The 23,066-nt window shown below is 70.4% G+C and carries 22 protein-coding genes; 10 read left to right on the top strand and 12 right to left on the bottom strand.

What is annotated here, in order from left to right; all coding sequences use genetic code 11:
- Positions 1 to 179: 179 nt before the first annotated feature.
- Genes AAFF41_RS14015 through AAFF41_RS14025 form a run of 3 tightly spaced genes read left to right on the top strand, consistent with a single transcriptional unit; the run spans position 180 to position 2,745 of the window.
- A complete protein-coding gene (locus AAFF41_RS14015; RefSeq protein ID WP_319748232.1) occupies positions 180 to 1,064 on the top strand; it encodes an ABC transporter substrate-binding protein in 885 nt (294 codons plus the stop codon).
- A complete protein-coding gene (locus AAFF41_RS14020; RefSeq protein ID WP_343324023.1) occupies positions 1,061 to 1,996 on the top strand; it encodes an amino acid ABC transporter permease in 936 nt (311 codons plus the stop codon). Before AAFF41_RS14015 ends, AAFF41_RS14020 begins: the two co-directional genes overlap by 4 nt.
- The gene (locus AAFF41_RS14025) at positions 1,993 to 2,745 is read left to right on the top strand and encodes an amino acid ABC transporter ATP-binding protein (protein ID WP_343324024.1); all 753 of its coding nucleotides are present in this window, start codon (positions 1,993 to 1,995) and stop codon (positions 2,743 to 2,745) included. The genes AAFF41_RS14020 and AAFF41_RS14025 overlap by 4 nt, the downstream gene beginning before the upstream one ends.
- A gap of 1 nt (position 2,746) precedes the next feature.
- Here the strand turns inward: AAFF41_RS14025 and aroQ are convergent, their stop codons facing one another.
- Positions 2,747 to 3,220, bottom strand: coding sequence for a type II 3-dehydroquinate dehydratase (gene aroQ / locus AAFF41_RS14030; RefSeq protein WP_343324025.1), 474 nt, complete (start codon positions 3,218 to 3,220; stop codon positions 2,747 to 2,749).
- 281 nt (positions 3,221 to 3,501) lie between these two features.
- Here aroQ and AAFF41_RS14035 point away from each other — a divergent pair, with 281 nt between their 5' ends.
- Positions 3,502 to 4,803: an MFS transporter gene (locus AAFF41_RS14035; RefSeq protein ID WP_343324026.1), complete on the top strand. Its 1,302-nt coding sequence runs from the start codon at positions 3,502 to 3,504 to the stop codon at positions 4,801 to 4,803.
- 27 nt (positions 4,804 to 4,830) lie between these two features.
- On the opposite strand, the gene AAFF41_RS14040 is transcribed toward AAFF41_RS14035, so the two are convergent.
- The 6 genes from AAFF41_RS14040 to AAFF41_RS14065 all read right to left on the bottom strand — a co-directional run bounded on the left by AAFF41_RS14040 (position 4,831) and on the right by AAFF41_RS14065 (position 13,210).
- Complete coding sequence (locus AAFF41_RS14040) at positions 4,831 to 5,931, bottom strand: calcium:cation antiporter (RefSeq protein ID WP_319748237.1); 1,101 nt, start codon at positions 5,929 to 5,931, stop codon at positions 4,831 to 4,833.
- A gap of 128 nt (positions 5,932 to 6,059) precedes the next feature.
- Complete coding sequence (locus AAFF41_RS14045; protein ID WP_319748238.1) at positions 6,060 to 7,088, bottom strand: TerC family protein; 1,029 nt, start codon at positions 7,086 to 7,088, stop codon at positions 6,060 to 6,062.
- Positions 7,089 to 7,371: 283 nt separating this feature from the next.
- Positions 7,372 to 9,390, bottom strand: coding sequence for a TerD family protein (locus tag AAFF41_RS14050; protein WP_343324027.1), 2,019 nt, complete (start codon positions 9,388 to 9,390; stop codon positions 7,372 to 7,374).
- A gap of 44 nt (positions 9,391 to 9,434) precedes the next feature.
- Positions 9,435 to 10,013: a TerD family protein gene (locus tag AAFF41_RS14055; RefSeq protein WP_054235941.1), complete on the bottom strand. Its 579-nt coding sequence runs from the start codon at positions 10,011 to 10,013 to the stop codon at positions 9,435 to 9,437.
- 160 nt (positions 10,014 to 10,173) lie between these two features.
- Positions 10,174 to 12,303, bottom strand: coding sequence for an excinuclease ABC subunit UvrB (gene uvrB / locus AAFF41_RS14060; protein WP_099923238.1), 2,130 nt, complete (start codon positions 12,301 to 12,303; stop codon positions 10,174 to 10,176).
- Positions 12,304 to 12,343: 40 nt separating this feature from the next.
- Entirely contained in the window at positions 12,344 to 13,210 is an 867-nt protein-coding gene (locus AAFF41_RS14065; protein WP_343324028.1) for an MHYT domain-containing protein, read from the bottom strand.
- Between the two features lie 279 nt (positions 13,211 to 13,489).
- Here AAFF41_RS14065 and AAFF41_RS14070 point away from each other — a divergent pair, with 279 nt between their 5' ends.
- The 3 genes from AAFF41_RS14070 to AAFF41_RS14080 all read left to right on the top strand — a co-directional run bounded on the left by AAFF41_RS14070 (position 13,490) and on the right by AAFF41_RS14080 (position 16,406).
- Entirely contained in the window at positions 13,490 to 14,365 is an 876-nt protein-coding gene (locus AAFF41_RS14070; RefSeq protein ID WP_319748242.1) for a glycerophosphodiester phosphodiesterase, read from the top strand.
- A 92-nt stretch (positions 14,366 to 14,457) separates the two neighbouring features.
- Positions 14,458 to 15,012, top strand: coding sequence for a methylated-DNA--[protein]-cysteine S-methyltransferase (locus AAFF41_RS14075; RefSeq protein WP_319748243.1), 555 nt, complete (start codon positions 14,458 to 14,460; stop codon positions 15,010 to 15,012).
- 119 nt (positions 15,013 to 15,131) lie between these two features.
- Positions 15,132 to 16,406, top strand: coding sequence for an MFS transporter (locus tag AAFF41_RS14080; protein WP_319748244.1), 1,275 nt, complete (start codon positions 15,132 to 15,134; stop codon positions 16,404 to 16,406).
- Positions 16,407 to 16,419: 13 nt separating this feature from the next.
- Here AAFF41_RS14080 and AAFF41_RS14085 read toward each other — a convergent pair whose 3' ends face one another.
- A complete protein-coding gene (locus AAFF41_RS14085) occupies positions 16,420 to 16,782 on the bottom strand; it encodes a cupin domain-containing protein (protein ID WP_319748245.1) in 363 nt (120 codons plus the stop codon).
- 63 nt (positions 16,783 to 16,845) lie between these two features.
- Complete coding sequence (locus AAFF41_RS14090; protein WP_099923233.1) at positions 16,846 to 17,274, bottom strand: VOC family protein; 429 nt, start codon at positions 17,272 to 17,274, stop codon at positions 16,846 to 16,848.
- A 97-nt stretch (positions 17,275 to 17,371) separates the two neighbouring features.
- On the opposite strand from AAFF41_RS14090, the gene AAFF41_RS14095 reads away from it, so the two are divergent.
- Both AAFF41_RS14095 and AAFF41_RS14100 read left to right on the top strand, forming a co-directional pair.
- The gene (locus AAFF41_RS14095) at positions 17,372 to 18,277 is read left to right on the top strand and encodes a pseudouridine-5'-phosphate glycosidase (RefSeq protein ID WP_319748246.1); all 906 of its coding nucleotides are present in this window, start codon (positions 17,372 to 17,374) and stop codon (positions 18,275 to 18,277) included.
- Positions 18,278 to 18,348: 71 nt separating this feature from the next.
- A complete protein-coding gene (locus AAFF41_RS14100) occupies positions 18,349 to 19,266 on the top strand; it encodes a carbohydrate kinase family protein (protein ID WP_343326287.1) in 918 nt (305 codons plus the stop codon).
- Positions 19,267 to 19,271: 5 nt separating this feature from the next.
- Here the strand turns inward: AAFF41_RS14100 and AAFF41_RS14105 are convergent, their stop codons facing one another.
- Complete coding sequence (locus tag AAFF41_RS14105; RefSeq protein ID WP_343324029.1) at positions 19,272 to 20,063, bottom strand: methyltransferase domain-containing protein; 792 nt, start codon at positions 20,061 to 20,063, stop codon at positions 19,272 to 19,274.
- Positions 20,064 to 20,322: 259 nt separating this feature from the next.
- On the opposite strand from AAFF41_RS14105, the gene AAFF41_RS14110 reads away from it, so the two are divergent.
- Positions 20,323 to 21,450: a magnesium and cobalt transport protein CorA gene (locus AAFF41_RS14110; protein WP_319748248.1), complete on the top strand. Its 1,128-nt coding sequence runs from the start codon at positions 20,323 to 20,325 to the stop codon at positions 21,448 to 21,450.
- Between the two features lie 85 nt (positions 21,451 to 21,535).
- On the opposite strand, the gene AAFF41_RS14115 is transcribed toward AAFF41_RS14110, so the two are convergent.
- Positions 21,536 to 21,964: a CBS domain-containing protein gene (locus tag AAFF41_RS14115; RefSeq protein ID WP_319748249.1), complete on the bottom strand. Its 429-nt coding sequence runs from the start codon at positions 21,962 to 21,964 to the stop codon at positions 21,536 to 21,538.
- Between the two features lie 128 nt (positions 21,965 to 22,092).
- The gene (locus AAFF41_RS14120) at positions 22,093 to 22,725 is read right to left on the bottom strand and encodes a nucleoside/nucleotide kinase family protein (RefSeq protein ID WP_319748250.1); all 633 of its coding nucleotides are present in this window, start codon (positions 22,723 to 22,725) and stop codon (positions 22,093 to 22,095) included.
- Positions 22,726 to 23,066: the final 341 nt, after the last annotated feature.

Here is a 23,066-nt window from a genome sequence, read left to right on the forward strand (position 1 = left end):
AACGGGCCGCCGGCCCATTGATCCCCGCCCTCGGCCGGCGGCCCCGGCACAGCCGTCGGCAGGCCGATCCGCGGCTCTTCTCATCGAGCGTTCACAGGGCCGCAACACACGTTCCCACTATGCGGACTTTTGCCGCTGTGACCTCGACAAACGGCATGTCTCGCTGTCACTCTCCCGCCATGCATCTCGCCCAACGCACCCTGCGCCGCGCCGCGTCCGCCGCCACCGTCGCCCTGCTCGCCGTCGCCGTGGGCTGTGCCCCGCAGCCGGAGGACAAAGCCTCCGCCAAGGCCTCCGGGACAACCGGGGAAGCCTGCGCGAAGGGCGCGTTGGGCACCCGGACGTCCGGCAAGCTGACCGTCGCGACCGACGAGCCCGCGTACGAGCCGTGGTTCAAGGACGACAGGCCCGCGAACGGCAAGGGCTTCGAGTCCGCGGTCGCGTACGCCGTGGCCAAGCAGCTCGGCTACGACAAGAGCGACGTCGTCTGGCAGACCGTCCCCTTCAACAAGGCCTTCGCTCCCGGCGTGAAGACCTTCGACTTCGACATCAACCAGGTGTCGATCAGCGCCGAGCGCAAGAAGGCGGTGGACTTCTCCTCCGGCTACTACGACGTCCGCCAGGCCGTCATCGCCCTCAAGGGCTCCAGGGCCGCGAAGGCGAAGAGCATCGCGGACCTCAAGGGCGTCAAGCTGGGCGCCCAGGTCGGGACCACCAGCCTGAACTACATCGACGACGTGGTGAAGCCGGCCCAGCAGCCGGCCGCGTACGCGAAGAACGACCAGGCCAAGTCCGCGCTGAAGAACGGCCAGGTCGACGCCATCGTGGTCGACCTGCCGACCGCGTTCTACATCACGGCGGCCGAAGTGACCGACGCCAAGATCGTCGGACAGTTCGAGAACACCGGCGGCACGCCCGAACAGTTCGGACTCGTCCTCGACAAGGGCAGCGCCCTGACCCCGTGCGTGACGAAGGCCGTGGACGCCCTGCGCCAGGACGGCACGCTCGCCTCGATCGAGAAGCAGTGGCTGTCCGAGGCCGTCGACGCTCCGGTGCTCAAGTGACCGTCACCAAGGAGGGGTCGCAGGAGGAGCCGGAAGAAGAGCCGGGAGAGCCGGGAGCGGACTCCGGCGAGGGCGACATGCCCGAGGCGTACGTCCCGTCGCAGCGGCGGATCGAACGGGAGCGCCACCAGCGCGCCCGCGCCCGCCGCGCGACGGCCATCGCCGCGCTCTCCACCCTGGTCACCGGCGTCGTGCTGTACCTCGTCGTCGTCAACGCGCCCGGCTGGTCGCGCACCAAGGAGACGTTCTTCAACGGGCAGTACGCGCGCGAGGCGTTCCCCAAGGTCCTGGAAGGGCTGTGGCTGAACGTACGGCTGCTCCTGATATGCGGCGCCGCTGTCCTCGTCCTGGGCATGCTGATCGCCATCGCCCGCACCCTGCGCGGCCCGGTGTTCTTCCCCGTACGGGCGCTGGCCGCCGCGTACACGGACTTCTTCCGCGGCCTCCCGCTCATCATCAACCTGATGATCGTGGTCCTGGGCGTCCCCGCGCTGCGGCTGCAGGGCGTCACCGTGGACCCGGTCCTCCTGGGCGGCACGGCGCTGACGCTGACGTACTCGGCGTACGTCGCCGAGGTGTTCCGCGCCGGCATCGAGTCCGTCCACCCCTCGCAGCGCGCCGCGGCCCGCTCGCTCGGGCTCACCAACCGGCAGGCCCTGCGCTACGTCGTCCTCCCCCAGGCGGTACGCCGCCAGGTGCCGCCGCTCCTCAACGACCTGGTGTCCCTCCAGAAGGACACCGGGCTCGTGTCGATCGGCGGCGCGGTCGACGCGGTGCGGGCCGCCGACATCATCGTGGGCCGCAGCCTCAACTACACGCCGTACATCGTCGCGGGACTGGTCTTCGTCGCGCTGACCATTCCGATGACCCGCTTCACGGACTGGATCACGGCCCGGATGGACCGTCAGCGGGCCCAGGGAGGGACCATATGACCGGCACACCGGTGCTGCGGATGGAATCCGTCCGCAAGACCTTCGGCGACTCCGTCGTCCTGCGCGACGTCGACCTGGAGGTCGCCCCGCACACGGTGACCGCCCTGATCGGCGCCTCCGGCTCCGGCAAGTCGACCCTGCTGCGCTGCGCGAACCTCCTCGAGGAGATCGACGACGGCGCGATCTGGCTGGACGACGAGGAGATCACCGACCCGAGGGCCGACCACGACGCCGTACGCCGTCGGATCGGCGTGGTCTTCCAGGCGTACAACCTCTTCCCGCACATGACCGTGCTGGAGAACATCACGCTCGCCCCGCGCCGCGTGCACGGCGTGGGCCGCGCGGAGGCCGAGGCACACGCGCGTGAGCTGCTCGACCGGCTCGGCCTCGGCGCGAAGGCGGGCGAGTATCCCGACCGGCTCAGCGGCGGCCAGCAGCAACGGGCCGCAATCGTCCGCGCGTTGGCCGTACGCCCCCGACTGCTGCTCCTCGACGAGATCACCGCCGCCCTCGACCCGGAGCTCGTGGGGGAGGTCCTGTCCGTCGTCCGGGACCTGAAGGACGAGGGTATGACCATGGTGCTGGCCACCCACGAGATGGGCTTCGCCCGCGACGTCGCCGACCAGGTGTGCTTCCTGGACGGCGGTGTGGTCCTCGAACGCGGCACGGCCGAGGAGCTCTTCGAGAGCCCGCAGCGGGAGCGCACCCAGCGGTTCCTGCGCCGGATCGTGGAGGCGGGGCGGCTCTGAGTCAGGCTCGCGCCTGCCCCGTCCCCGCCAGCGCCGCCACCCGTTCCACCGCGAACGCGTACCCCTGCACTCCGCACCCCGCGATGACCCCGTCGGCCCGCTGCGAGACGTACGAGTGGTGCCGGAACGCCTCACGCTGGTGGATGTTGGAGATGTGGACCTCCACCACAGGGAGGCCGTCACAGGCGTTGAGCGCGTCCAGGATCGCGACGGAGGTGTGCGAGTACGCGGCCGGGTTGATCACGATCCCGGCGTGGTTCAAGCGCGCCTCGTGGATCCAGTCCACCAGCTCCCCCTCGTGGTTGGACTGACGGAAGTCCACCGTGCCGCCGTGCGCGGCGGCCGCCTTGGCACACAGGGCCGCCACGTCCGCGAGCGTGTCCGAGCCGTAGATCTCCGGCTGACGCTGCCCGAGAAGGTTCAGATTGGGCCCGTTGAGAATCATGATCGGGGCGTTGGCGAGGGTGCGGGGCACGGTTCCTCCGGTCCTTCCAGTTCTGCCGGCCCGTTGCGGACCGCTGCTCGGACCCGGTCTATCACGCCACGGCGCGGCGGTGACGGGCCGTCCGATCCGTGATGAGACCCGCCTTTCCGTGGTGACACCCGCCGTTCCGTGATCACCCGCTGTTCCGTGACGAGACCCGCTCCGAGCAAGACGAGGCCGGTCCGCTCCGGCGCATCGCGATCAACCTCCGACGCGCACCATGCTCCCGCGCGCCCCCGTAACCGTCCGTCACCGTGGGTAGTTGACGCGGCATGCATGACGTACACACCGTAAGGGCGCCCTCCATGCTCCGGCTCGCGGCAGCCTCGCTCGCCGGAACGGCCATCGAGTTCTACGACTTCTTCGTCTACGGGACCGCGGCCGCCCTGGTCCTGGGACCGTTGTTCTTCCCGACCTTCTCACCGCTGGCGGGAACGCTGGCGGCCTTCGCGACGTTCGGCGTCGGGTTCGTCGCCCGCCCGCTCGGCTCGATGCTGTTCGGGCACATCGGAGACCGGCGCGGACGGCGGCCGGTGCTCGTCGCCTCGCTGTTGCTGACCGGCGCCGCGACCGTCGCGGTCGGGTGCGTGCCGACGTACGACTCGATCGGTACGGCCGCTCCCGTGCTCCTTCTTGTGCTGCGTTTCCTTCAGGGGCTCGGGCTCGGCGGGGAGTGGGGCGGTGCGGTGCTGCTGACCGCGGAGCACGCGCCCGCCGAGCGGCGCGCGCTGTGGTCGAGCTTTCCGCAGATCGGCCCCTCCGTGGGGTTCGTGCTGGCCAATGGCGTGATGCTGATGCTGTCGACAACGCTGTCCGACGCGCAGTTCGCGGCATGGGGGTGGCGGGTGCCGTTCTGGGCGGCCGGCCTGCTCGCCGCCGCGGGGCTGTGGCTGCGCAGTTCGCTCGCGGAGAGTCCCAGCTTCCTCGAAATGGAGGACCACGCGCGTGTGCCGCTCGCCGAGGTGGTGCGCGACCACTGGCGGCTCGTCCTGCTGACGGCCGGTGGACTCGCCGCGGGCTACGCCGTGTTCTACGCGGTGACGACCTGGTCGCTCGCGTACGGCGTCGAGCGGCTCGGGGTGAGCCGTACCGTCATGCTGTCCTGCGTCATGGCGGCCGTGGTGGTCCAGGGCTCCCTCACGCCCATGGTGGCCCTTCTCGGCGACCGCTACGGACGGCGGCCGCTGTGTCTGGCGGGATGTACGGCCTCGGCACTGTGGATGTTCCCGATGATCGCGCTGCTGTCGACCGGCGAACCCCTGTTGATGTTCCTGGGCTTCCTGGTGGCGCTGCTCGCGTTCATCACGATGTTCGCCGTGATCGCCGCGTACCTGCCGGAGTTGTACGAGCCTCGCGTGCGCTGCACGGGGGCGGCGGTGGGCTACAACCTGGGCGGGGTCCTGGGCGGCGCGCTCACGCCCATCGTGGCGACGGCGGTGGCCGAGGGAGAGCGGGTGCCCTGGGGTGTGGCGGCGTATCTGACGGGGATCGCCCTGTTCAGCCTCGGGTGTTTCGCCCTGCTGCCGGAGACCCGGCCGGTGCCCCGGATGGCCGTCGCACCGGCCACGGAGTGAGCGTCGGCTCGACCGGCCGAGCGTCGGTTACGGCGTGACCGCCAGCTCCAAGTACGCCGCGAACACCACCAGATGGACGCCTCCCTGGAGGGGGGTCGCGCGTCCGGGGACGACCGTCAGGGAACTCACGACCACCGTGAGCGCGAGCAGCACCATATGGGTGGAACTGAGGCCGAGTACGAGCGGCCCGGAGAGCCAGACGGACGCCAGGGCGACCGCGGGAATCGTCAGACCGATGCTGGCCATCGCGGAGCCGAGGGCGAGGTTCAGGCTGGTCTGTACCCGGTCGCGGCGGGCCGACCGGACCGCGGCGATGGTCTCCGGGAGCAGCACGAGCAGCGCGATGATCACACCGACCACGGACTGTGGCATACCGGCCGCCTCGACGCCGGACTCGATGGTGGGCGACACGCCCTTGGCGAGGCCGACCACTCCGACGAGGGCCAGGGTGAGCAGGCCCAGGCTGATCCCGGCGGCACGGGCGGACGGGGCGTTCGCGTGCTCGTCCACGTCGATCACCTCGCCCAGACGGGTGATCGGGAGGAAGTAGTCGCGGTGCCGCACGGTCTGGGTCGTCACGAACAGGCCGTACAGGACGAGTGAGGCGAGCGCGGCGAAGGTGAGCTGGGTCGTGGAGAACTCCGGGCCCGGCTTGCTGGTGGTGAAGGTCGGGAAGACCAGGCTGAGCGTGGCCAGCGTCGCGACGGTCGCCAGGGCGGCGCCGGTGCCCTCTGCGTTGAAGACGGCGAGCCCGTGACGCAGGGAGGCGACGAGCAGACACAGTCCCACGATGCCGTTGCACGTGATCATCACGGCCGCGAACACCGTGTCACGGGCGAGCGTCGAGCTCTTCGGGCCGCCGTCCGCCATCAGGGTGACGATGAGCGCCACTTCGATGATCGTGACGGCGATGGCCAGGACGAGGGATCCGAAGGGTTCGCCGACCCGGTGCGCGATCACCTCGGCGTGGTGGACCGCGGCCAGCACCGCCCCCGCCAGGACCAGGGTCACCAGTGCGACGATCGCGCCGGGCAGGTCGCGCCCCCAGGTGAAGGCCAGCAGGACCACCGCTACCACGGGCACGACGGCCGTCCACTGCGTCAGGAGTGACCGGAGCCGAACGATCATGCAGCGATCGTCGCAGGCGCGGACGGGCCCCGCATTCCGATGGTCGCCCGAGCGAACAGCCGGCGGGGTGCGCGGCCCTGCGGGCCGCGCCCCCCGCCGCGAGGCGGCTGTTGCCGCCTCCGACGTGATCAGACGTCGATGCTGTTCGTCGGGGACTTCTCAGACGTCGGGTCAGACGTCGGGGTCTGCGAAGCACCTTCGGACGCTTCCAGCGCCGCCTGTTTCTTGGAGGCGATCAGGCTGGTGACCGTCGTGACGACCAGGACCGCGCAGATCACCCCGAGCGAGACCGGGATGGAGATCTCGGGAACGTGGACGCCGGACTCGTGCAGTGCGTGCAGCACCAGCTTGACGCCGATGAAGCCGAGGATGACGGACAGGCCGTAGCTGAGGTGGACCAGCCTTCTGAGCAGGCCGCCGATGAGGAAGTACAGCTGGCGCAGACCCATCAGCGCGAACGCGTTGGCCGTGAAGACGATGTAGGGGTCCTGGGTCAGGCCGAAGATCGCGGGGATCGAGTCGAGCGCGAAGAGTACGTCCGTGGTGCCGATCGCGAGCATCACGACCAGCATCGGCGTCATGACGCGCTTGCCGTTCTGCTGGATCCACAGCTTCGTGCCGTGATACCGGTCGGCGACACCGAAGCGCTTCTCGGCGACCTTGAGCAGCTTGTTCTCCTCGAACTCCTCCTCCGGCTCGTCGGCCCGCGCCTCCTGGATCAGCTTCCAGGCCGTGTAGATGAGGAACGCGCCGAATATGTAGAAGACCCAGGCGAAGTTGGAGATGATCGCGGCGCCCGCGGCGATGAAGATCGTGCGCAGGACGAGCGCAATGAGGACGCCGACGAGAAGTACCCGCTGCTGGTACTGCGTCGGCACGGCGAACTTCGCCATGATCAGGACGAAGACGAAGAGGTTGTCGACGCTCAGCGACTTCTCGGTGATGAAGCCCGCGAAGAACTCGCCGGCGGGCTGGCCGCCGGAGAACACGAGCAGTCCCAGGCCGAACAGTGCGGCCAGAGCGATCCAGACGATCGTCCAGATTCCGGCTTCCTTGATCGATACGTCGTGCGGCTTGCGACCGATGAAGAAGTCGACCGCGATGAGGGCGGCGAGGCCCACGATCGTGAGGACCCAAAGGGTCACGGAAACATCCACTGCGCCTCCGGCAGTCGTAACGGCAAATACCAGCGTCGTCGCTGCCGGAGGTCTCTTCCACCCGCGACCGAGGGGACGCGTGATGCGTCCGCGGCCCACGGGCCGACGCCCCGGGATCCGGTCGGATCCGTATTGACGGGAACGCCGCTACTGGTAGGGAGTACTCCCCTCCGTACGGAAAACAGTACCGGAAACACCAAGGAAAGGTAAAGCAATTAGTAAAAGAAAGACCAAACCCCCTGGTCAGGAAGCTTTACTGATGCTTGACAAAGTCCTTTGCAGGTCAGCGGTTCCACGAGCGGCGGGCCGCCGCCACCTGGGAGAGCACCTGCTGGAGCACCTGACTGCCCGGCGGGACGAGCGCGGGTTCGTACGTCCAGGCGTGCCCCACCCACGGGTCGGCGAGATGGTCGTCGGGCACCGGGGTGAGTCGCAACAGCGAACGCCAGAGAGGATCGAGCAGCGGCCCGTAGGCAGCGGCGTCCTCCCGGTCCGCGACCATCATCAGATGGACGCCGACGGACGGTCCCTCGTCCGCGAGATAGCGCAACTGCGTCACGGCGCGATCGTCGAAGCCGTGCGGGAAGTCGTTGACGATCAGCAGTTGTTCGGCGGTGTCGAGGTCCGGCGGAAGCGAGTCGGCCACGCCGCCACGCACCGCCATCTGCACCAGGTCGACACGTTGGGTGAGCCGGGCCAGCACCTCGCCCACCCCTGCGGCCCCGGCGGCGGGCGGAGCGTCGAGGACTCCGGAACGCACCAGCGGCGCGAGACACGAGGCTCCCGAACCGGCCGGGTCGATCACGTGCACCGTGAACTCACCCGCGGGATAGACGGCGAGCAGCCGGGCGGCGTGCGCCACCGCCGTGTCCATGGCGAGTCGGCGCAGCTCGTCGGAGTCGGTGAGCGGGTCGTCGAGACCGGCGCGTCCGCTGTCGATCCACAGGCCGCGTTCGAGCGGAAGCCGGACCAGCATCGGGATGCTCAGGTTCTCGCTCTCGGGCAGCCGGAGGTCACCGAGGCGCAGGGCCATGGGGATCTCCATGGGCACCCGGTAGCCGTGCCAGACCGGGTTGTCCCAGGATGCGTACGCCGCGGGCAGCGCGGGCTCGACCACTTCGGCCTCGGCCGCGAGCTGGGCGAGGTCCCGGTCGAGCGCGGCGCGGGCCTGGTCGACCAGGCTCGCGCGCTTGGCCTGGGCGGCCTCACGCGCGGCGTCGCCCTGCCCGCCGATCCGGCTGCGCGGGTCGGAGAGGACCTTGTCGAGCTCCTGCTCCATGCGCGAGTCGGCGAAGTCGACGGCGCTGCGATACGCGGCCGTGGTGCGCGCCAGGTCCTCGAACATGCCCCACACCTGGTTGTAGAGCCGCTCCTCCATGGACCAGCCGGTCGCGTCACCGGCGACGGGCTGCGCGGGCTGCCCCGGCGCGGCCGGTGGTGCGGTCGGCGCGGGCGGGGGCGGCGCGGCGGCCTGCCTACCGGGGTGGCTGTAGTTGACCGGGCCGCCCGTGGGGGCGGACGGCTGGGTGACGGCGGAGGGGTCGGGCTGCGCGGGGCCTCCCGGGTAGCCCGTCTGCGGCACCATGGCTCCTTGCGGACCCGGCGCGTCGTACGGGGACTGCGGCGGTACGGTCCCGGGGGCGCCCTGTGGTGCGGCGTACGGCTGGTCCGGTCCCGGCGCCGAGGCGGCCGCCTGTCGTGAGCGGTCCGCGTCCGCCGTACGCGGCGGAGGTGCCGACACCGAGCGGGCCAGCCCCTGGGCCACCGCTTCGTTGATGCTGCCCGCGAGCTGCCGGGCCTCGGACAGGCCCTGGTCGGTGAGGAGTTCGGCGAGGCCGCCCGCGTACCCCTGGCCGACCGCGCGTACCTTCCAGACGCCCTGTCTGCGGTAGAGCTCCAGGGCGACGACGGCCGACTCCGTGTCCAGGCCGGTGATGGTGTAGCTGGCGACCTCGACCCCGTCGAGGCCGGTGACGGCGACGAAGGGGGCGGCGACGGCCCCGAACCGGACAGGGCCACCGGCACCGGTCGGCAGTGCGAGCAGCACGCTGACGCGGTGCACGGTCCCCGGCAGGGCGTCCAGGTCGAACGCGAGGCGGTGGTCGGCCGCCGCCTGCTTGGAGACCTCGAGTCCGGGCAGGGTCGGCGCGCCCGGGTGAGCCACCCATTCGACGCCCCGGACCCTGCCCTGCTCGTCGCTCAGCGTGGCCCCGGCCACGATCGGCCGGCCGGCCGATACGCGGACCTCAAGACGGGCCTGGGAGAGCGGGTGGTTCTGCCCCCGGACCAGCTCGGCCGTCATCGCCTTGTCCCCCGTGTCGCTTCGTGTGCCGGGCGCCGCGCTGCCTACAGGTGCGGCAGGATCGCGGGCATCAGGTCCTGGAAGGTACGGCCGTTGGCCGGTGTGCCCAGGGCCGTCATCTGCCAGCCAGGGCCCGCGCGGTGCACCTTCGCCATGATCTGCGCCGTGTACTGGCCGCCGCCCGCGAGCGTGTAGCGGGCGAGCTCCTGGCCGTTGGTCTCGTCGACCAGACGGCAGAACGCGTTCTGCACTTCCTGGAACGTCTGGCCCGTGAAGGAGTTGACGGTGAAGATGATCTGGTCGATGTGGACCGGGACGCGCTGGAGGTCGACGAGGATCGCCTCGTCGTCACCACCCTGGCCCACGCCACCGACCAGGTTGTCACCGGTGTGCCGCACGGATCCGTCGTCGCTGACGAGGTGACGGAAGAACACCACGTCGACGGGCTGCTTGTCCGCGAACAGCACGGCGGACGCGTCCAGGTCGATCTCCCGGGTGCGCGAGCCGAACAGGCCGCGCCGGGGAGCCGCCTGCCAGCCGAGCCCCATGCGCACCGCGGTCAGGGTGCCCCCGTCGTTCTTCTGCAGACTGATGGCCTGACCCTTGGTCATGTTGACCGTCACGCGCTGTTCCCCTCTCGAGCTGTCCCCTGTTGCCGCGGAGTCCGCGGATGTCCAGCACCCTACGCAGCGCCGACGACCGTGCCGAACCCTGGGGCGCGCTTTGTGTCGGTGTTGCAACACAGCGCGTATCCGCCGAGGTCCGGCACGGTGGGCGGGGGCCTCAGGCCAGGCCCGCCTCCTTCATCTGGCGCAGTTCCTTCTTCATCTCCGACACCTCGTCGCGCAGCCGTGCCGCGATCTCGAACTGGAGGTCGGCCGCGGCGGCCCGCATCCGCTCCGTCATCTCCTCGATCTGCTCGGCGAGTTCGGCCGCGGGGCGGTCCGTCGGCACCGTCTCCTTGGCCTTGCCCTTGGCGGACTTGGCCGCCTTGCCGCCGAGCGAGGGCACGGGGGCCTTGGCTCCCTTGCCGTCCTTGCCCTTGCGGTATCCGGAGCCGAGCAACTGCTCCGTGTCGATGTCCTCGCGGGCGATCTGGGCCACGATGTCGTTGATCTTCTTGCGGAGGGGCTGCGGATCGATGCCCCTCTCCTCGTTGTAGGCGACCTGCTTCTCCCGGCGGCGGTTGGTCTCCTCGATGGCCTTCTCCATCGCCGGGGTGATCCGGTCGGCGTACATGTGGACCTGGCCGGAGACATTGCGCGCCGCGCGGCCGATGGTCTGGATCAGCGACGTACCCGAACGCAGGAAGCCCTCCTTGTCGGCGTCGAGGATCGACACCAGGGAGACCTCGGGCAGGTCGAGTCCCTCGCGCAGCAGGTTGATGCCGACCAGGACGTCGAACTCGCCCGAGCGCAGCTCGCGCAGCAGCTCGACGCGGCGCAGGGTGTCGACGTCACTGTGCAGATAGCGCACCTGGATGCCGAGCTCCAGGAAGTAGTCGGTGAGGTCCTCGGCCATCTTCTTGGTGAGCGTGGTGACCAGGACGCGCTCGTCCTTCTCGGTACGCTTGCGGATCTCGTGCACCAGGTCGTCGATCTGGCCCTCGGTGGGCTTGACGACGACCTCGGGGTCGATCAGGCCGGTGGGGCGGATGATCTGCTCGACGAAGCCGTCACCCCGCGAAAGTTCGTACTTCCCCGGGGTCGCCGACAGATAGACGGTCTGCCCGATGCGCTGCTGGAACTCCTCCCACTTCAGGGGCCGGTTGTCCAGGGCGGAGGGCAGCCGGAAGCCGTGGTCGACGAGGGTGCGCTTGCGGGAGGCGTCGCCCTCGTACATGGCACCGATCTGCGGGACCGTGACGTGCGACTCGTCGAGGACGAGCAGGAAGTCGTCCGGGAAGTAGTCGATCAGCGTGTTCGGCGGGGAGCCGGGTTCGCGGCCGTCGAAGTGCATCGAGTAGTTCTCGACGCCGGAGCAGGAGCCGATCTGGCGGAGCATCTCCAGGTCGTACGTCGTACGCATGCGCAGGCGCTGGGCCTCCAGGAGCTTGCCCTGCTTCTCCAGCTCGGCGAGGCGCTCCCCCAGTTCCTTCTCGATGTCGTTGACCGCGCGCTCCATGCGCTCGGGGCCGGCCACGTAGTGGGACGCCGGGAAGACGTAGACCTGGTTGTCGTCGCTGATGACCTCACCGGTGAGCGGGTGCAGCGTGGAGAGTGCCTCGATCTCGTCGCCGAACATCTCGATGCGGACGGCGAGCTCCTCGTAGACCGGGAAGATCTCGATGGTGTCGCCGCGGACCCGGAAGGTGCCGCGGGCGAACGCCACGTCGTTGCGCGTGTACTGGATGTCGACGAAGCGGCGCAGCAGGTCGTCGCGGTCGATCTCGTCGCCGACCTTGAGGCTGACCATCCGGTCGACGTACTCCTGCGGCGTGCCGAGGCCGTAGATGCAGGAGACCGAGGCGACCACCACGACGTCGCGGCGGGTGAGCAGCGAGTTGGTCGCGGAGTGGCGCAGGCGCTCGACCTCCTCGTTGATCGAGGAGTCCTTCTCGATGTAGGTGTCCGACTGCGGGACGTAGGCCTCGGGCTGGTAGTAGTCGTAGTACGAGACGAAGTACTCGACCGCGTTGTTCGGCAGCAGCTCGCGGAACTCGTTGGCCAGCTGGGCGGCCAGCGTCTTGTTCGGTGCCATGACGAGCGTGGGGCGCTGGAGCTTCTCGATCATCCACGCGGTGGTGGCGGACTTGCCGGTGCCGGTCGCGCCCAGCAGGACGACATCCTTCTCACCCGCGCGGATGCGCTTTTCCAGGTCGGCGATGGCCGCCGGCTGGTCACCGCTCGGCTGGTAGGGGCTGACGACCTCGAAGGGCGCCACCGAACGTTCGATCTTTGATACGGGCCGCATGGGTTCCACCGTACGACCCCGCACTGACAACGGGCTCGGATCACCGGTTCTGGGGGGTGCGCGAGCTGCGGTGGCCGCGCTCCCGGCCGGCGCGCGGCAGGGGGCGGCGGCCGACGTACTGGACCCTGGAGTGGGCCGGGACGCCGGGCCGGTGCTCCGTGGGCCTCCAGTCGGGCTTGCCCATGACCATCAGCGGGTCGAACATCACGACGACGCCCGCCAGACACAGGAAGACCAGCGGGCCGATCATCATGGGCGCGAGCAGTGCGGCGGCCGAATCGCCGCCGGGACTGTTGGACGTGCCGTGGAGATGGACGCTGAGGGCGGCCATGCCCGTGTAGTGCATACCGCTGACGGCCAGTCCCATGACGAGGCTGGCGCCCACGCTCCAGAGGAATCCCCGGACCTGCCCCGCCGCCCACAGAGCGGCGGTGGCGGCGACGACGGCTATGACCACCGAGGCGGAGACGGTGAGCGTGTTGTACCCGAGGTTCCCGTTGAGGCGCATGCCGGCCATGCCCAGATAGTGCATCGAGGCGACTCCCAGACCGGTGATGGTGCCCCCGGTGAAGAGCGCCGTTCCGGTGGCGCCCCGGTAACCCACGATGAAGATCCCGATGCCGACCATCACGACGGCCACGCCCAGGCTCGCGAACGTCGTCGGCTTGTCGTAGTGGATCGGGGTCTCCTTTACGGTGAACCCCATCATGGCTATGAAATGCATGGTCCATATGCCCGAGGCGATCGCCACCGAGCCGAGCGCGAGCCAGCCGGCCCGCCAGGAGCGGGCGACGAGCATCGATCTGGTGGTGCAGCGCAGGCCGAGCGCTCCGCCCAGGCAGGCCATGAGGTACGCCACCAGCGGTGTGACGAGTCCGTAACTGAAGCCGTCGACCGTGCCCTGCATGCGCGGCTGCCCTTCCCGCCCTTTTACGCCAGAAATTCTCGGAAATGCCCCCACCCTCGGGACCGAAACCACGGCCAGGGTCGAGGCAGAGAGTATGACTCCCACCTGAATGGTCGAACGATTTTCCGGCAAAGAATCACGACCTCGCCGCACCTGTGTGATGCCGGTGAGCGGACTTGGTCAACTCCATTCAATCCGTGTCCATCCGGTACCCCTCCGTCGTTGACTCTCTGCTGTCACTCTTGATCTGTCTGTGATCGCTCGACGCGAGGAGTACGTATGCACGCGCGCGTTGCCGCCGCCACGACCGCCGCGCTTATCGGGGGAACCGTCCTGATACTGCCCACCTCCCACGCACAGGCCGGCTCCTTGCGCAAAGCTCCGTTGGTCGTCTCGCACCGCGGAGCGTCCGCCTACGCGCCCGAGAACACCCTCGCCTCCATCGACAAGGCAGCCGCGATGGGCTTCGGCTGGGTCGAGAACGACGTCCAGCGCACCAAGGACGGCGAGCTCGTCGTGCTCCACGACGCAAGCCTGGCGCGTACGACCGACGTCAAGAAGGTCTATCCGCACCGGGCTCCCTGGAAGGTCAAGGACTTCACCGCGGCGGAGGTCGCGCGCCTGGACGCGGGGAGCTGGTTCGGTCCCCGGTACGCGGGCACCCGTGTGCCGACGCTGAAGCAGTACATGCGCCGCGTCGCGCACAATCACCAGAAGCTCGTGCTGGAGATCAAGAACCCCGAGCTCTATCCGGGTATCGAGCGGCAGACCCTCAAGGTCCTGAGCAACGAAGGCTGGCTGGATCCGGACCATCTCAGGAACCGGCTGGTCGTCCAGAGCTTCAGCGAGCACAGCGTGCGGACGGTCCACGAACTGCGTCCCGGGATCACCACGGCCTTCCTGGGCAAGCCGTCGGTCGCGCGCCTGCACGAGTACGCGCGGTTCGCCGATCTGATCAACCCCGACCACGCCTCCCTCTCGGCCGCCTATGTCTCCGCGGTCCACTCGTTCGTCGGACCGCACAACCGGCCGATGGAGGTCTTCACCTGGACCATCGACGACGCGAGCACCGCACGGCGCCTGGCGGGCTACGGCGTGGACGGCGTGATCACGAACAAGCCCGACGTGATCCGGAGCGCTCTGCAACAGACCTGATCGGTTGTCGGCGGGTGTCTCGCCCGCGGCACGGACGCCGTGCGGCGCCCGTGCCGCGGGCATTGTCAGTGGCGGATCGTACGGTGGATCGCATGAACAGCGATGGGCAGGACGAACAGCGGGTGGTGTGGGCCGTCGTCGGCACGGACATCGGTCCGCTGCTGCTGGCGGCGACACCGGACGGCCTGGTGAACGTGGTCTTCCACGCCACGGACGCGGTGCGCGACAAGGCGCTCGAGCGGCTCGCCGCGCGTCTGGGCACCCAGCCGGTCGAGGCACCCGGGTCACCGCTCCTCGCCGAGTCGATACGCCAGGTCACGGCGTACTTCGCGGGCGAGCGGCGGGACTTCGAGCTGCCGCTGGACTGGTCGCTGATCTCCGGGTTCAACCGTCAGGTGCTGCGCCAGCTGGCCGCGGGAGTTCCGTACGGCGGGGTCGTGGGCTATGGCGACCTGGCCCGACGGGTCGGCCAGCCGGGCGCGGCACAGGCCGTGGGCGTGGCCATGGGCTCGAACCCGCTGCCGGTCGTCGTGCCGTGCCACCGGGTGGTGGAGAGCGACGGCGGCATCGGGGGGTTCGGGGGCGGCCTGGAGACCAAGCGGAAGCTGCTGGCGCTGGAAGGGGTACTGCCGGAGCCGTTGTTCTGACGGGCGGGGCTGGCGGTCGGCGGCGCTCCTAGCTCGCGACACCCCTTGTTCATGTGGGGGCGCGGGCTGGAAACTGCGCCGGTGACCCGAGCCGATTCCAGCGCGTCCGAGTGTTCGCCGTGACCTCCGTCGAGCGGCAGCTCGCCGTGCCCGTGGACGCCGAGGAGATAGCGGCGCTGCGGCGCCGCATCACCGCCGTACTCATCGCCGGTCAGATCCTCGGCGGGCTCGGCGTCGCCACCGGCATCGCGCTCGCCACCGTGCTGGCCAAGCAGGTCAGTGGCACCGAGTCGCTCTCCGGGCTCGCGCCCACCGCGACGGTCACCGGCACGGCGGTGCTCTCCGTGCCGCTGGCCGCGCTGATGACCGCGCGGGGGCGCCGCCCGGGCCTGGTGCTGGCCTACCTCATCGGGGCGTCGGGAGCGGGCGTCGTCGTGGTCGCCGCGTGTGTGGGGAGCTTTCCGCTGCTGCTGCTCGGCATGGCGGGCTTCGGCGCGGCCTCGTCGGCGAACCTCCAGGCGCGGTTCGCGGCCGCCGATCTGGCCGAGCCGCAGCGGCGTGCCCGAGCCATCTCGAACGTGGTGTGGGCGACCACGATCGGAGCGGTGCTGGGGCCCAACATCGCCGCGCCCGCCGGACGGAGCGTCTCCGGGCTCGGGATACCCGAGGCGGCGGGGCCGTTCCTCTGGGCGGCCGGGGTCTTCCTCCTGTCCGCGCTGCTGGTGGCCGTGCTGCTGCGGCCCGATCCCCTGCTGACCGCCCGGGCGCTGGCACCCGTCGAGGAGCAGTCGGCTCAGGCGCGTTCCATCCGCGCCGGTTTCGCCGCGGTCGCCGCCTCGGCGCGTGCCAGGCTGGCGCTCGTGACCGTGGCCGTCTCGCACACCGCGATGGTCTCGATCATGTCGATGACCCCTGTCGACCTCGGACACCACGGGGCGAGCATCGATCTGATCGGGCTGGTGATCAGTGGCCACATCGCGGGCATGTACGCGTTCTCGCCCCTCATGGGGCGGCTCTCGGACCGGCTCGGACGGCTCTCGGGAATCGGGCTCGCCGTGGGCCTGCTGGCCTGCGCGGCACTCCTCGCGGGCACGGCGGGCGGCAGCCACGGACAGATCGCCGCGGGGCTCTTCGTCCTGGGCCTTGGCTGGTCGTCCGGGCTCGTGTCCGGCTCGGCGCTCCTGACGGACTCGGTGCCCCAGGCCGCGCGGGCCGCCGCCCAGGGGGTGTCCGACCTGACCATGAACACGGCGGCCGGCCTCGGTGGGGCGACCGCCGGTCTCGTCGTCGCACAGGCGAGCTACGGGTGGCTGAACCTCCTCGCCGCGTGCCTGCTGGTGCCACTGGGCGGGCTGGCGCTGTTCACGCGGCGCCGAGGCCGAAGCCGCCGGTGAGCGCCGAAGGGCCTCAGAGGCTGATGTGGTACGCCTTGCGGAGCGTCTCGTGCACGGTCCACGTCGTACGGTCGCCCTCGCGCAGCACGGCCGCGTCGCCCGGGCCCACCTCGATCACGTCACCGCCCTCGACCTCGATCGTGGCGCGGCCACTGACGACGACGAAGAGTTCGTCGGCCTCGGTGTCCGTCACCACGCCGGGCGTGATCTGCCAGATGCCGCGCAGTTGCTTGCCGTCAGCCGACTCCCACAGCACCTTGCCGCTCACCACCGGAGCACCGGAGACGACCTGAGCCGGGTCCAGGGGCTCCGGTTCCAGCTCGGCGTCGGGGATGTGCACGGCGAAGGACGGGGTGGCCTGCGTGTTCGTGGTCATGAGCGGTCACCTTAAGGGCATGTGGGAAAACCTCACGCGGAGGGTGGTCCGAAGGCCCGGAACCTAGTCGTAGTGGCGTGCCTCGAACACGTTTCCGTCCGGGTCCTGGAAGTAGAAGCTGCGCTTGGCCATGCCACGGGCGCCGAAGGAGTCGTACGAGAAGCCCGAGAGGGGAACGGACCGTTCCTCCAGACGTGTGTGCAGCGCGTCGAAATCGGCCTCCTGGAGAGACAGGCATACGTGGTTGACGGGGTGCCCCGCGCTGTCAGCGGCGCCCGGGATCATGTTCATGTACGCGGCCATGGGGAGGGCCATGAGGTCGAAAATGGTCTCTCCATTGAGGCGCACGGAGGGAAACGGTGCCTTGCCCTCCGCGTATTCGGCGACCCTCACGGGTTCCAGGCCGACCGACTTCTCGTAGAAGTCGGCCGAGGCGACCGGATCGCGCACCCACAGGACGACATGGTCAAGACGTGCCGAGTTGTCCGTCATGCCCCCAGGCTGGTGTCGTACGCCGCAGGTCGCAAGGGTTTGACCGGGCGCGCCGCCCGCCAGAGATGAGGAAAGGCGACAGACAGGAGGCAGGCACGTGATCGTGGTGTCCGAAGAGGTGCGGGAGGCGCTCGACGCGCGCCGGCCGGTGGTGGCCCTGGAGTCGACGATCATCGCGCACGGACTGCCCCGCCCGCGCAATCTGCAGGTCGCGCTGGAGCTGGAGGACGTCGTACGACGGGAGGGCGCCGTACCGGCGACGATCGCCGTGCTGAACGGGCGGCCCCATGTCGGACTGGACAAGGAGCAGCTGGAGCGGGTCGCCAACGAGGACGGGATCCGCAAGCTGGGGCACCGCGATCTGCCACTCGCGGTGGCGGCGCGCGCGAGCGGCGCGACGACCGTGTCCGCGACGGCGCTGCTGGCCGCTCTCGCGGGCGTCCGCGTGTTCGCGACGGGCGGCCTCGGCGGGGTGCACCGGGAATGGACGGTGACGCAGGACGAGTCGGCGGACCTGGGCCTGCTGGCGCGGACCCGGATCACGGTGGTGTGCGCGGGCGTCAAGTCGATCCTGGACGTGCCGGCGACGCTGCAGCGCCTGGAGACACTGGGGGTCGCGGTGGCCGGGTACGGTACCGGCCGCTTCCCGGGCTTCTATCTGTCCGACTCGGGACATCCCGTGGACTGGACGTTGGACTCCCCCGGGCAGGTGGCGGACGTCATGCGCGCGCAGGACGCGCTGGACGGCCCGGAGTCGGCGCTCATCGTGGCGAACCCGGTCCCCGAGGAGGAGCAGCTCGATCCCGCGCTCCACGCGCGCGTGCTCGCCGAGGCGTTGCGGGCGTGCGAGGCGGAGGGCGTGAGCGGGCAGGCCGTGACGCCGTTCCTGCTCGATCATCTGGTGCGGCACACCGACGGCGCCTCGCTGAGCGCCAATCTGGCGGCGGTGCGCGGCAACGTACGACTCGCGGGACGGATCGCGGCGGCCTGGGCCGGGGCGTGAACGGCCCGGATCGCGACGGCGGTCCGGGCCGGGGCGCGAACCGGGCGGCCCGGGGCGGTGCCGGGCGGGACGTGGGCCCGGCGACGGGGGCGCTGCTCGTCGTCGGTGACGTGGTCACGGACATCGTCGCCCGGCACCATGGACCGCTCGCGGCGGGCACCGACACGGCCGCCGCGATCCGGACCCTCCCGGGCGGGGCCGGCGCCAACGTCGCGTGCTGGGCCGCGCATTGGGGCCGCGCGGAGGTGCGGCTGCTGGGCCGGGTGGGGGCGGATGCCGCCGCTTGGCACGAGCGCGAGCTGGTGGCCTGCGGCGTACGCCCCCTCCTCGTCGTCGATCCGCAGGCGCCGACGGGGACGGTGATCTGCCTGGTGGACCAGGGTGCCTCGGCCGAGCGGACGTTCCTCACCGACAGCGGGGCCTCCCTGCGGCTCGACCCCGACGACTGGTCGCCCGCGCTGCTCGACGGTGTCGCGCGGCTGCATCTGTCGGGCTATCTGTTCTTCTCCGAACCGAGCCGGGCGCTGGTGTCGGTGGCTCTGGAGTCGGCACGCGCGCGTGGGGTCCCGGTCAGCCTGGACCCCGCGTCGGCGGGGTTCCTCACGGAACTGGGCGCGGACCGTTTTCTCGCGCTCGCCGAGGGCGTCGACCTGCTGCTGCCCAGTCGCGACGAGGCGTTCCTGCTGACGGGACTGCCCGATCCGGCGGACGCGGCGGCCAAGTTGAGCCGCCACGTCCCCCTGGTCGTCGCGAAGCAGGGTCCCGACGGGGCCCTGGTGGCCCGCTCGGGCGCCGTACGGGCCCATGTCCCCGCGGTGCCCGCGGACCCTCGCGACACCACGGGCGCCGGAGACGCCTTCACCGGGGCGTTCCTCGCCGCCCTTCTCGCGGGCGCCGAGCCCGAGGCGGCGGCGGTGGAGGGGTGCAGGGCGGGGGCGATGGCGGTGGAGCGGGTCGGGGGCAGGCCCGAGGGGGCGCGGGTCCGGTAGTGGCGCTACTTGCGTCCCCAGGCCGAGATCATCGGCGCGGTCGCCAGATCCATGGAGCCGGAGGCCACGTTGGCCAGGTGACGGTCGATGTCCTCGTCGGTGGCGATTCCCGCCGTGACGAGCTGGTCGCGGATCTGACGGACCGTCGCGGACTCGAGGTCTGCGCAGGCGGTCGAGGTGACGGGGAAGTACGCGTCGGCCTCCACCTCGCGCAGTCCCGCTTCCCGCAGCAGGCGAGGGAGTTTGCGGCCGTAGGAAAGGTCGGCGCCGCGCTCGGCGAGCAGCTTGCGGAAACCGTGCCTCAGCCGGTTCGCGAGCTGTTGCTCGGGGCCGTGCTCATCGGGGCAGAGCAGCGGTTGCAGCGCGGGGTCGGCGTCCTCGACGAGAAGCCGCCCGCCGGGCCGCAGTGCCTTGACCATCGACCGCAACGCCCGCTCCCGGTCCGGCACATGAACCAGCACGAGCCGTGCGTGCACGAGGTCGAAGCCCTCCCCCGCCGGTTCCTCGGCGCCCACGTCGTGCACCCGGATCTCGACCGGCGGGCGGGCCGCGGCGTCCGCCCACGACGTGTCGATGTCGGTCGCGACGACCCGCCCGGTCGGGCCGACCTTCTTGGCGAGCCAGGACACCACGGACGTGCCACCCGCGCCGACCTCCCAGCAGCGCCAGCCGGAACCGATGCCGAAGCGCTCGATGTGCCGGAAGGTGGTGGGGTCGAAGAGAGCGGCGAAGGCGTCGAAGCGCTGCCCCGCCTCGGTCTGCCGGTTGTCGAGGAGATAGCCGTCGGTTTGCGTCATACAGCGATCATCCCAGTTGACCCGCTTGTCCGGAATCGTCGACGCTCCCGTTCTCCCCACCCGTGCGTCACCGCGGGCACCGCACGCCTCTGACGCTCGGACAGCAACCCTGCCGGCCTGGTCCGATGCCGCCGGGCACCATTGAAACGAAGTGGAACATTCCGTTCCCACAGGCTTTCCCGGCGAGCGAAGGGGACTGGCAGACTTGCACGCCAGGGCGCGAAGTGCGGCGCGGGGAGATCCACGCAAGGAGTTCCGGATGTCCATGGCAGGCAATCTGCGAAAGGTCACGAGCCTCGGCAAGGTCGGTGGGCTCCGCAAGGTGGCGCGGCTGGCCCGGCGGCGTACACGTGTCGACCTGAGTCACCACGCCCGGTCCCCGCTGGGCACGGCGGTGGTGAACTGCGTGGCGTATCACGACGGCGCCAGGGTCCCGGGCGGACGCGATCTCGTCGAGACCGTGGAGCGGATCCGCAAGAGCGACGAGGGTTTCGTCTGGCTCGGACTGCACGAGCCCACGGACCTGGAGTTCGCCGGCATAGCCGACCTCTTCGACCTGCACCCACTGGCCGTCGAGGACGCGGTGGAGGCCCATCAGCGGCCGAAGCTGGAGCGGTACGGCGACACGCTCTTCGCGGTGTTCAAAACGGTCTGCTACGTCGAGCACAAGGAGCTGACGGCGACCAGCGAGGTGGTGAACACCGGTGAGATCATGGTCTTCGTCGGGTCCGACTTCGTCATCACCGTGCGGCACGGACGGCACGGGTCGCTGGGGCCGCTGCGCGAGGAGCTGGAGGCGGACACCCGTCAACTCGCCAAGGGCCCGGCCGCGGTGCTGCACGCGATCGCCGACCATGTGGTCGACGACTACGTGCATGTCACGGACTCGGTCCAGGAGGACATCGACCAGGTCGAGGCGGATGTGTTCGCCGAGAACGGCGCGCGGGCGGACGCGGGCCGCATCTACCAGCTCAAGCGCGAACTCCTGGAACTGAAGCGGGCGGTGGTGCCACTCGCCCGCCCCGTCCAGGAGCTCGCCACCCGGCCGATACGGGTGATCGCCCCGGAGATACAGGCGTACTTCCGGGACGTCTCCGACCATCTGCTGCGGGTCACCGAGCAGATCGCCGCCTTCGACGAACTGCTCAACTCGATCCTGCAGGCGCACCTCGCGCAGGTGACGGTGGCGCAGAACGAGGACATGCGGAAGATCACGGCATGGGCGGCGGTCATCGCCGTACCGACGATGGTCTGCGGGCTCTACGGGATGAACTTCGACCACATGCCGGAACTGCACTGGCGGTTCGGTTACCCGATAGCCATCGGCGTGATCACCCTCGCCTGCCTCGTCCTGTACCGGGGGTTCCGGCGCAACGGCTGGCTGTGAGAGTGGTGAGCCGCCCCTCGCCCGGCACGGCCGGCCGGGCGGGAGTGCGCGCTCATGACCCTCCCGGTCGGGAGAGTCCGCGCGGTCAGCGCGTCGCGCTCCTCGCGTAGACGCTCTCGACCCACGCGGCAAGCTGTTCGTCCGTCAGATGCTGGGCCAGGTCGGCCTCGCTGATCATGCCGACGAGTCGTTTGTTCTCGATCACGGGAAGCCGGCGGATCTGGTGCCCCTTCATCTCCTGGAGCACCTCGCCGACGTCGGCGCCCGACTCGATCCAGCGCGGGGTGCCCTGGGCCATCTCGCCCGCGGTGACCTGGGCCGGGTCGTGGCCCATGGCGACACAACCGACAACGATGTCGCGGTCGGTGAGGATGCCGCAGAGCCGTTCGTTCTCGTCACTGATGGGCAGCGCGCCCACGTTGAGCTCACGCATCAGCTGGGCTGCGCGGTCCAGGGTCTCGTGAGCGGGGATCCACTGGGCACCACGGTGCATGATGTCTCCGGCGGTGGTCATGAAGTACCTCCCGGTGCCGGACGGCCGGCGCGGCGCGGAACACACCGCTAGTCCCGGCGCCCTACATTCTCGCCGTGTCCCCAGGCACGCGCACCCGGAAGTCCAGGATGCGCTTTCGTGGCCGCCGCTCAGCCGTTCCACGCGGGGTGGCGCGGATCGTCGGCGCGGACCAGGACGTCGGCCGTGGCGCCCGGGTCCACTTCCGTCTCGTAGCGCTCGAAGGCGGGCAGGGTCCAGTGCTCTGGTTCCGGAGTACGGCGACGAAGGGCGCCCGGGGAGAGGAGGACGTGGACGCTCAGGTCGAACGGGAACCAGTGCCGAAGCAGGAAGGGGCCGTGGAGCAACAGCACCCCGCCGGGCGGGAGCTGGACATAGGCGCTGCGGGTGGCGCGGTCGCTGGCCGGGTCCCAGAGGTCGGGCAGGACGCGGCCGTCCCCGCCGGGGTCGAGCGGGCCGAAGACCTCGCGCCACAGGGCGCCGGTGTCGACCCAGCCGTTGTAGTACGCCTCGGCGTCCTCGTGACCGTATTCGAGCCGGAGTGACGCGGGGCGCAGGAAGCCCTCCGTGCCGACGACGAGCGAGGACCGGCCGCGTATGCGCAGCGCCTCACTGACGCGGCGGGCGAGGTCACCGGGGTGGGCGGCGGGGGCTCCGTCGAAGGCGATCCGCGGCCACGGACTGCCGTCGTCCGGTTTCAGGTCGAGCAGGCGCTCGGCGAGGAGGTCGCCGAGCCGTTCCCAAGTGATCGCTTCGAGTCGCACAGGCCCATGATGCCGCGACCACGCGTCGCTCTCGTGGGCGCGGCGAGCGGCGAGGGCGGACAGCGCGGGCGGACGGAGCCCGTGCGCGGCCCCGGGCGTGGGCCGCGACCGGGGAGGGACGCGTCAAGGCGGGCGGATGTGGCCGGGAGGCGTCGCGCCGAAGAGGAGGGCCGTGGCCAGGGGGAGGCGCATCGAGGAGGGGGCCCTGGGCCGGAGGGGCCGCGTCGGCCAAGGAGCGGGGCCGAGAGGCGGGGCTCGAGGAGGACGCGGGAGTCGAGGAAAAGGCGGTACGGAGAAGGGGGCGGCATCGCGTAGGGAGCCGCCCCGGACGGGGGAATGAA

Origin of the sequence: Streptomyces mirabilis (assembly GCF_039503195.1) — a bacterium.
Lineage (GTDB): Bacteria > Actinomycetota > Actinomycetes > Streptomycetales > Streptomycetaceae > Streptomyces > Streptomyces mirabilis_D.

What these genes read in the sequence shown, in the direction of transcription:
- AAFF41_RS14085 (WP_319748245.1), bottom strand. Translation starts at nt 16,782, where the DNA reads ATGACCACGAACACGCAGGCCACCCCGTCCTTCGCCGTGCACATCCCC.
- AAFF41_RS14110 (WP_319748248.1), top strand. Translation starts at nt 20,323, where the DNA reads ATGTCCATGGCAGGCAATCTGCGAAAGGTCACGAGCCTCGGCAAGGTC.
- AAFF41_RS14040 (WP_319748237.1), bottom strand. Translation starts at nt 5,931, where the DNA reads ATGATCGTTCGGCTCCGGTCACTCCTGACGCAGTGGACGGCCGTCGTG.
- AAFF41_RS14050 (WP_343324027.1), bottom strand. Translation starts at nt 9,390, where the DNA reads ATGACGGCCGAGCTGGTCCGGGGGCAGAACCACCCGCTCTCCCAGGCC.
- AAFF41_RS14065 (WP_343324028.1), bottom strand. Translation starts at nt 13,210, where the DNA reads ATGCAGGGCACGGTCGACGGCTTCAGTTACGGACTCGTCACACCGCTG.
- AAFF41_RS14090 (WP_099923233.1), bottom strand. Translation starts at nt 17,274, where the DNA reads ATGACGGACAACTCGGCACGTCTTGACCATGTCGTCCTGTGGGTGCGC.
- AAFF41_RS14115 (WP_319748249.1), bottom strand. Translation starts at nt 21,964, where the DNA reads ATGACCACCGCCGGAGACATCATGCACCGTGGTGCCCAGTGGATCCCC.
- uvrB (WP_099923238.1), bottom strand. Translation starts at nt 12,303, where the DNA reads ATGCGGCCCGTATCAAAGATCGAACGTTCGGTGGCGCCCTTCGAGGTC.
- AAFF41_RS14015 (WP_319748232.1), top strand. Translation starts at nt 180, where the DNA reads ATGCATCTCGCCCAACGCACCCTGCGCCGCGCCGCGTCCGCCGCCACC.
- AAFF41_RS14070 (WP_319748242.1), top strand. Translation starts at nt 13,490, where the DNA reads ATGCACGCGCGCGTTGCCGCCGCCACGACCGCCGCGCTTATCGGGGGA.
- AAFF41_RS14025 (WP_343324024.1), top strand. Translation starts at nt 1,993, where the DNA reads ATGACCGGCACACCGGTGCTGCGGATGGAATCCGTCCGCAAGACCTTC.
- AAFF41_RS14035 (WP_343324026.1), top strand. Translation starts at nt 3,502, where the DNA reads ATGCATGACGTACACACCGTAAGGGCGCCCTCCATGCTCCGGCTCGCG.
- AAFF41_RS14105 (WP_343324029.1), bottom strand. Translation starts at nt 20,063, where the DNA reads ATGACGCAAACCGACGGCTATCTCCTCGACAACCGGCAGACCGAGGCG.
- AAFF41_RS14075 (WP_319748243.1), top strand. Translation starts at nt 14,458, where the DNA reads ATGAACAGCGATGGGCAGGACGAACAGCGGGTGGTGTGGGCCGTCGTC.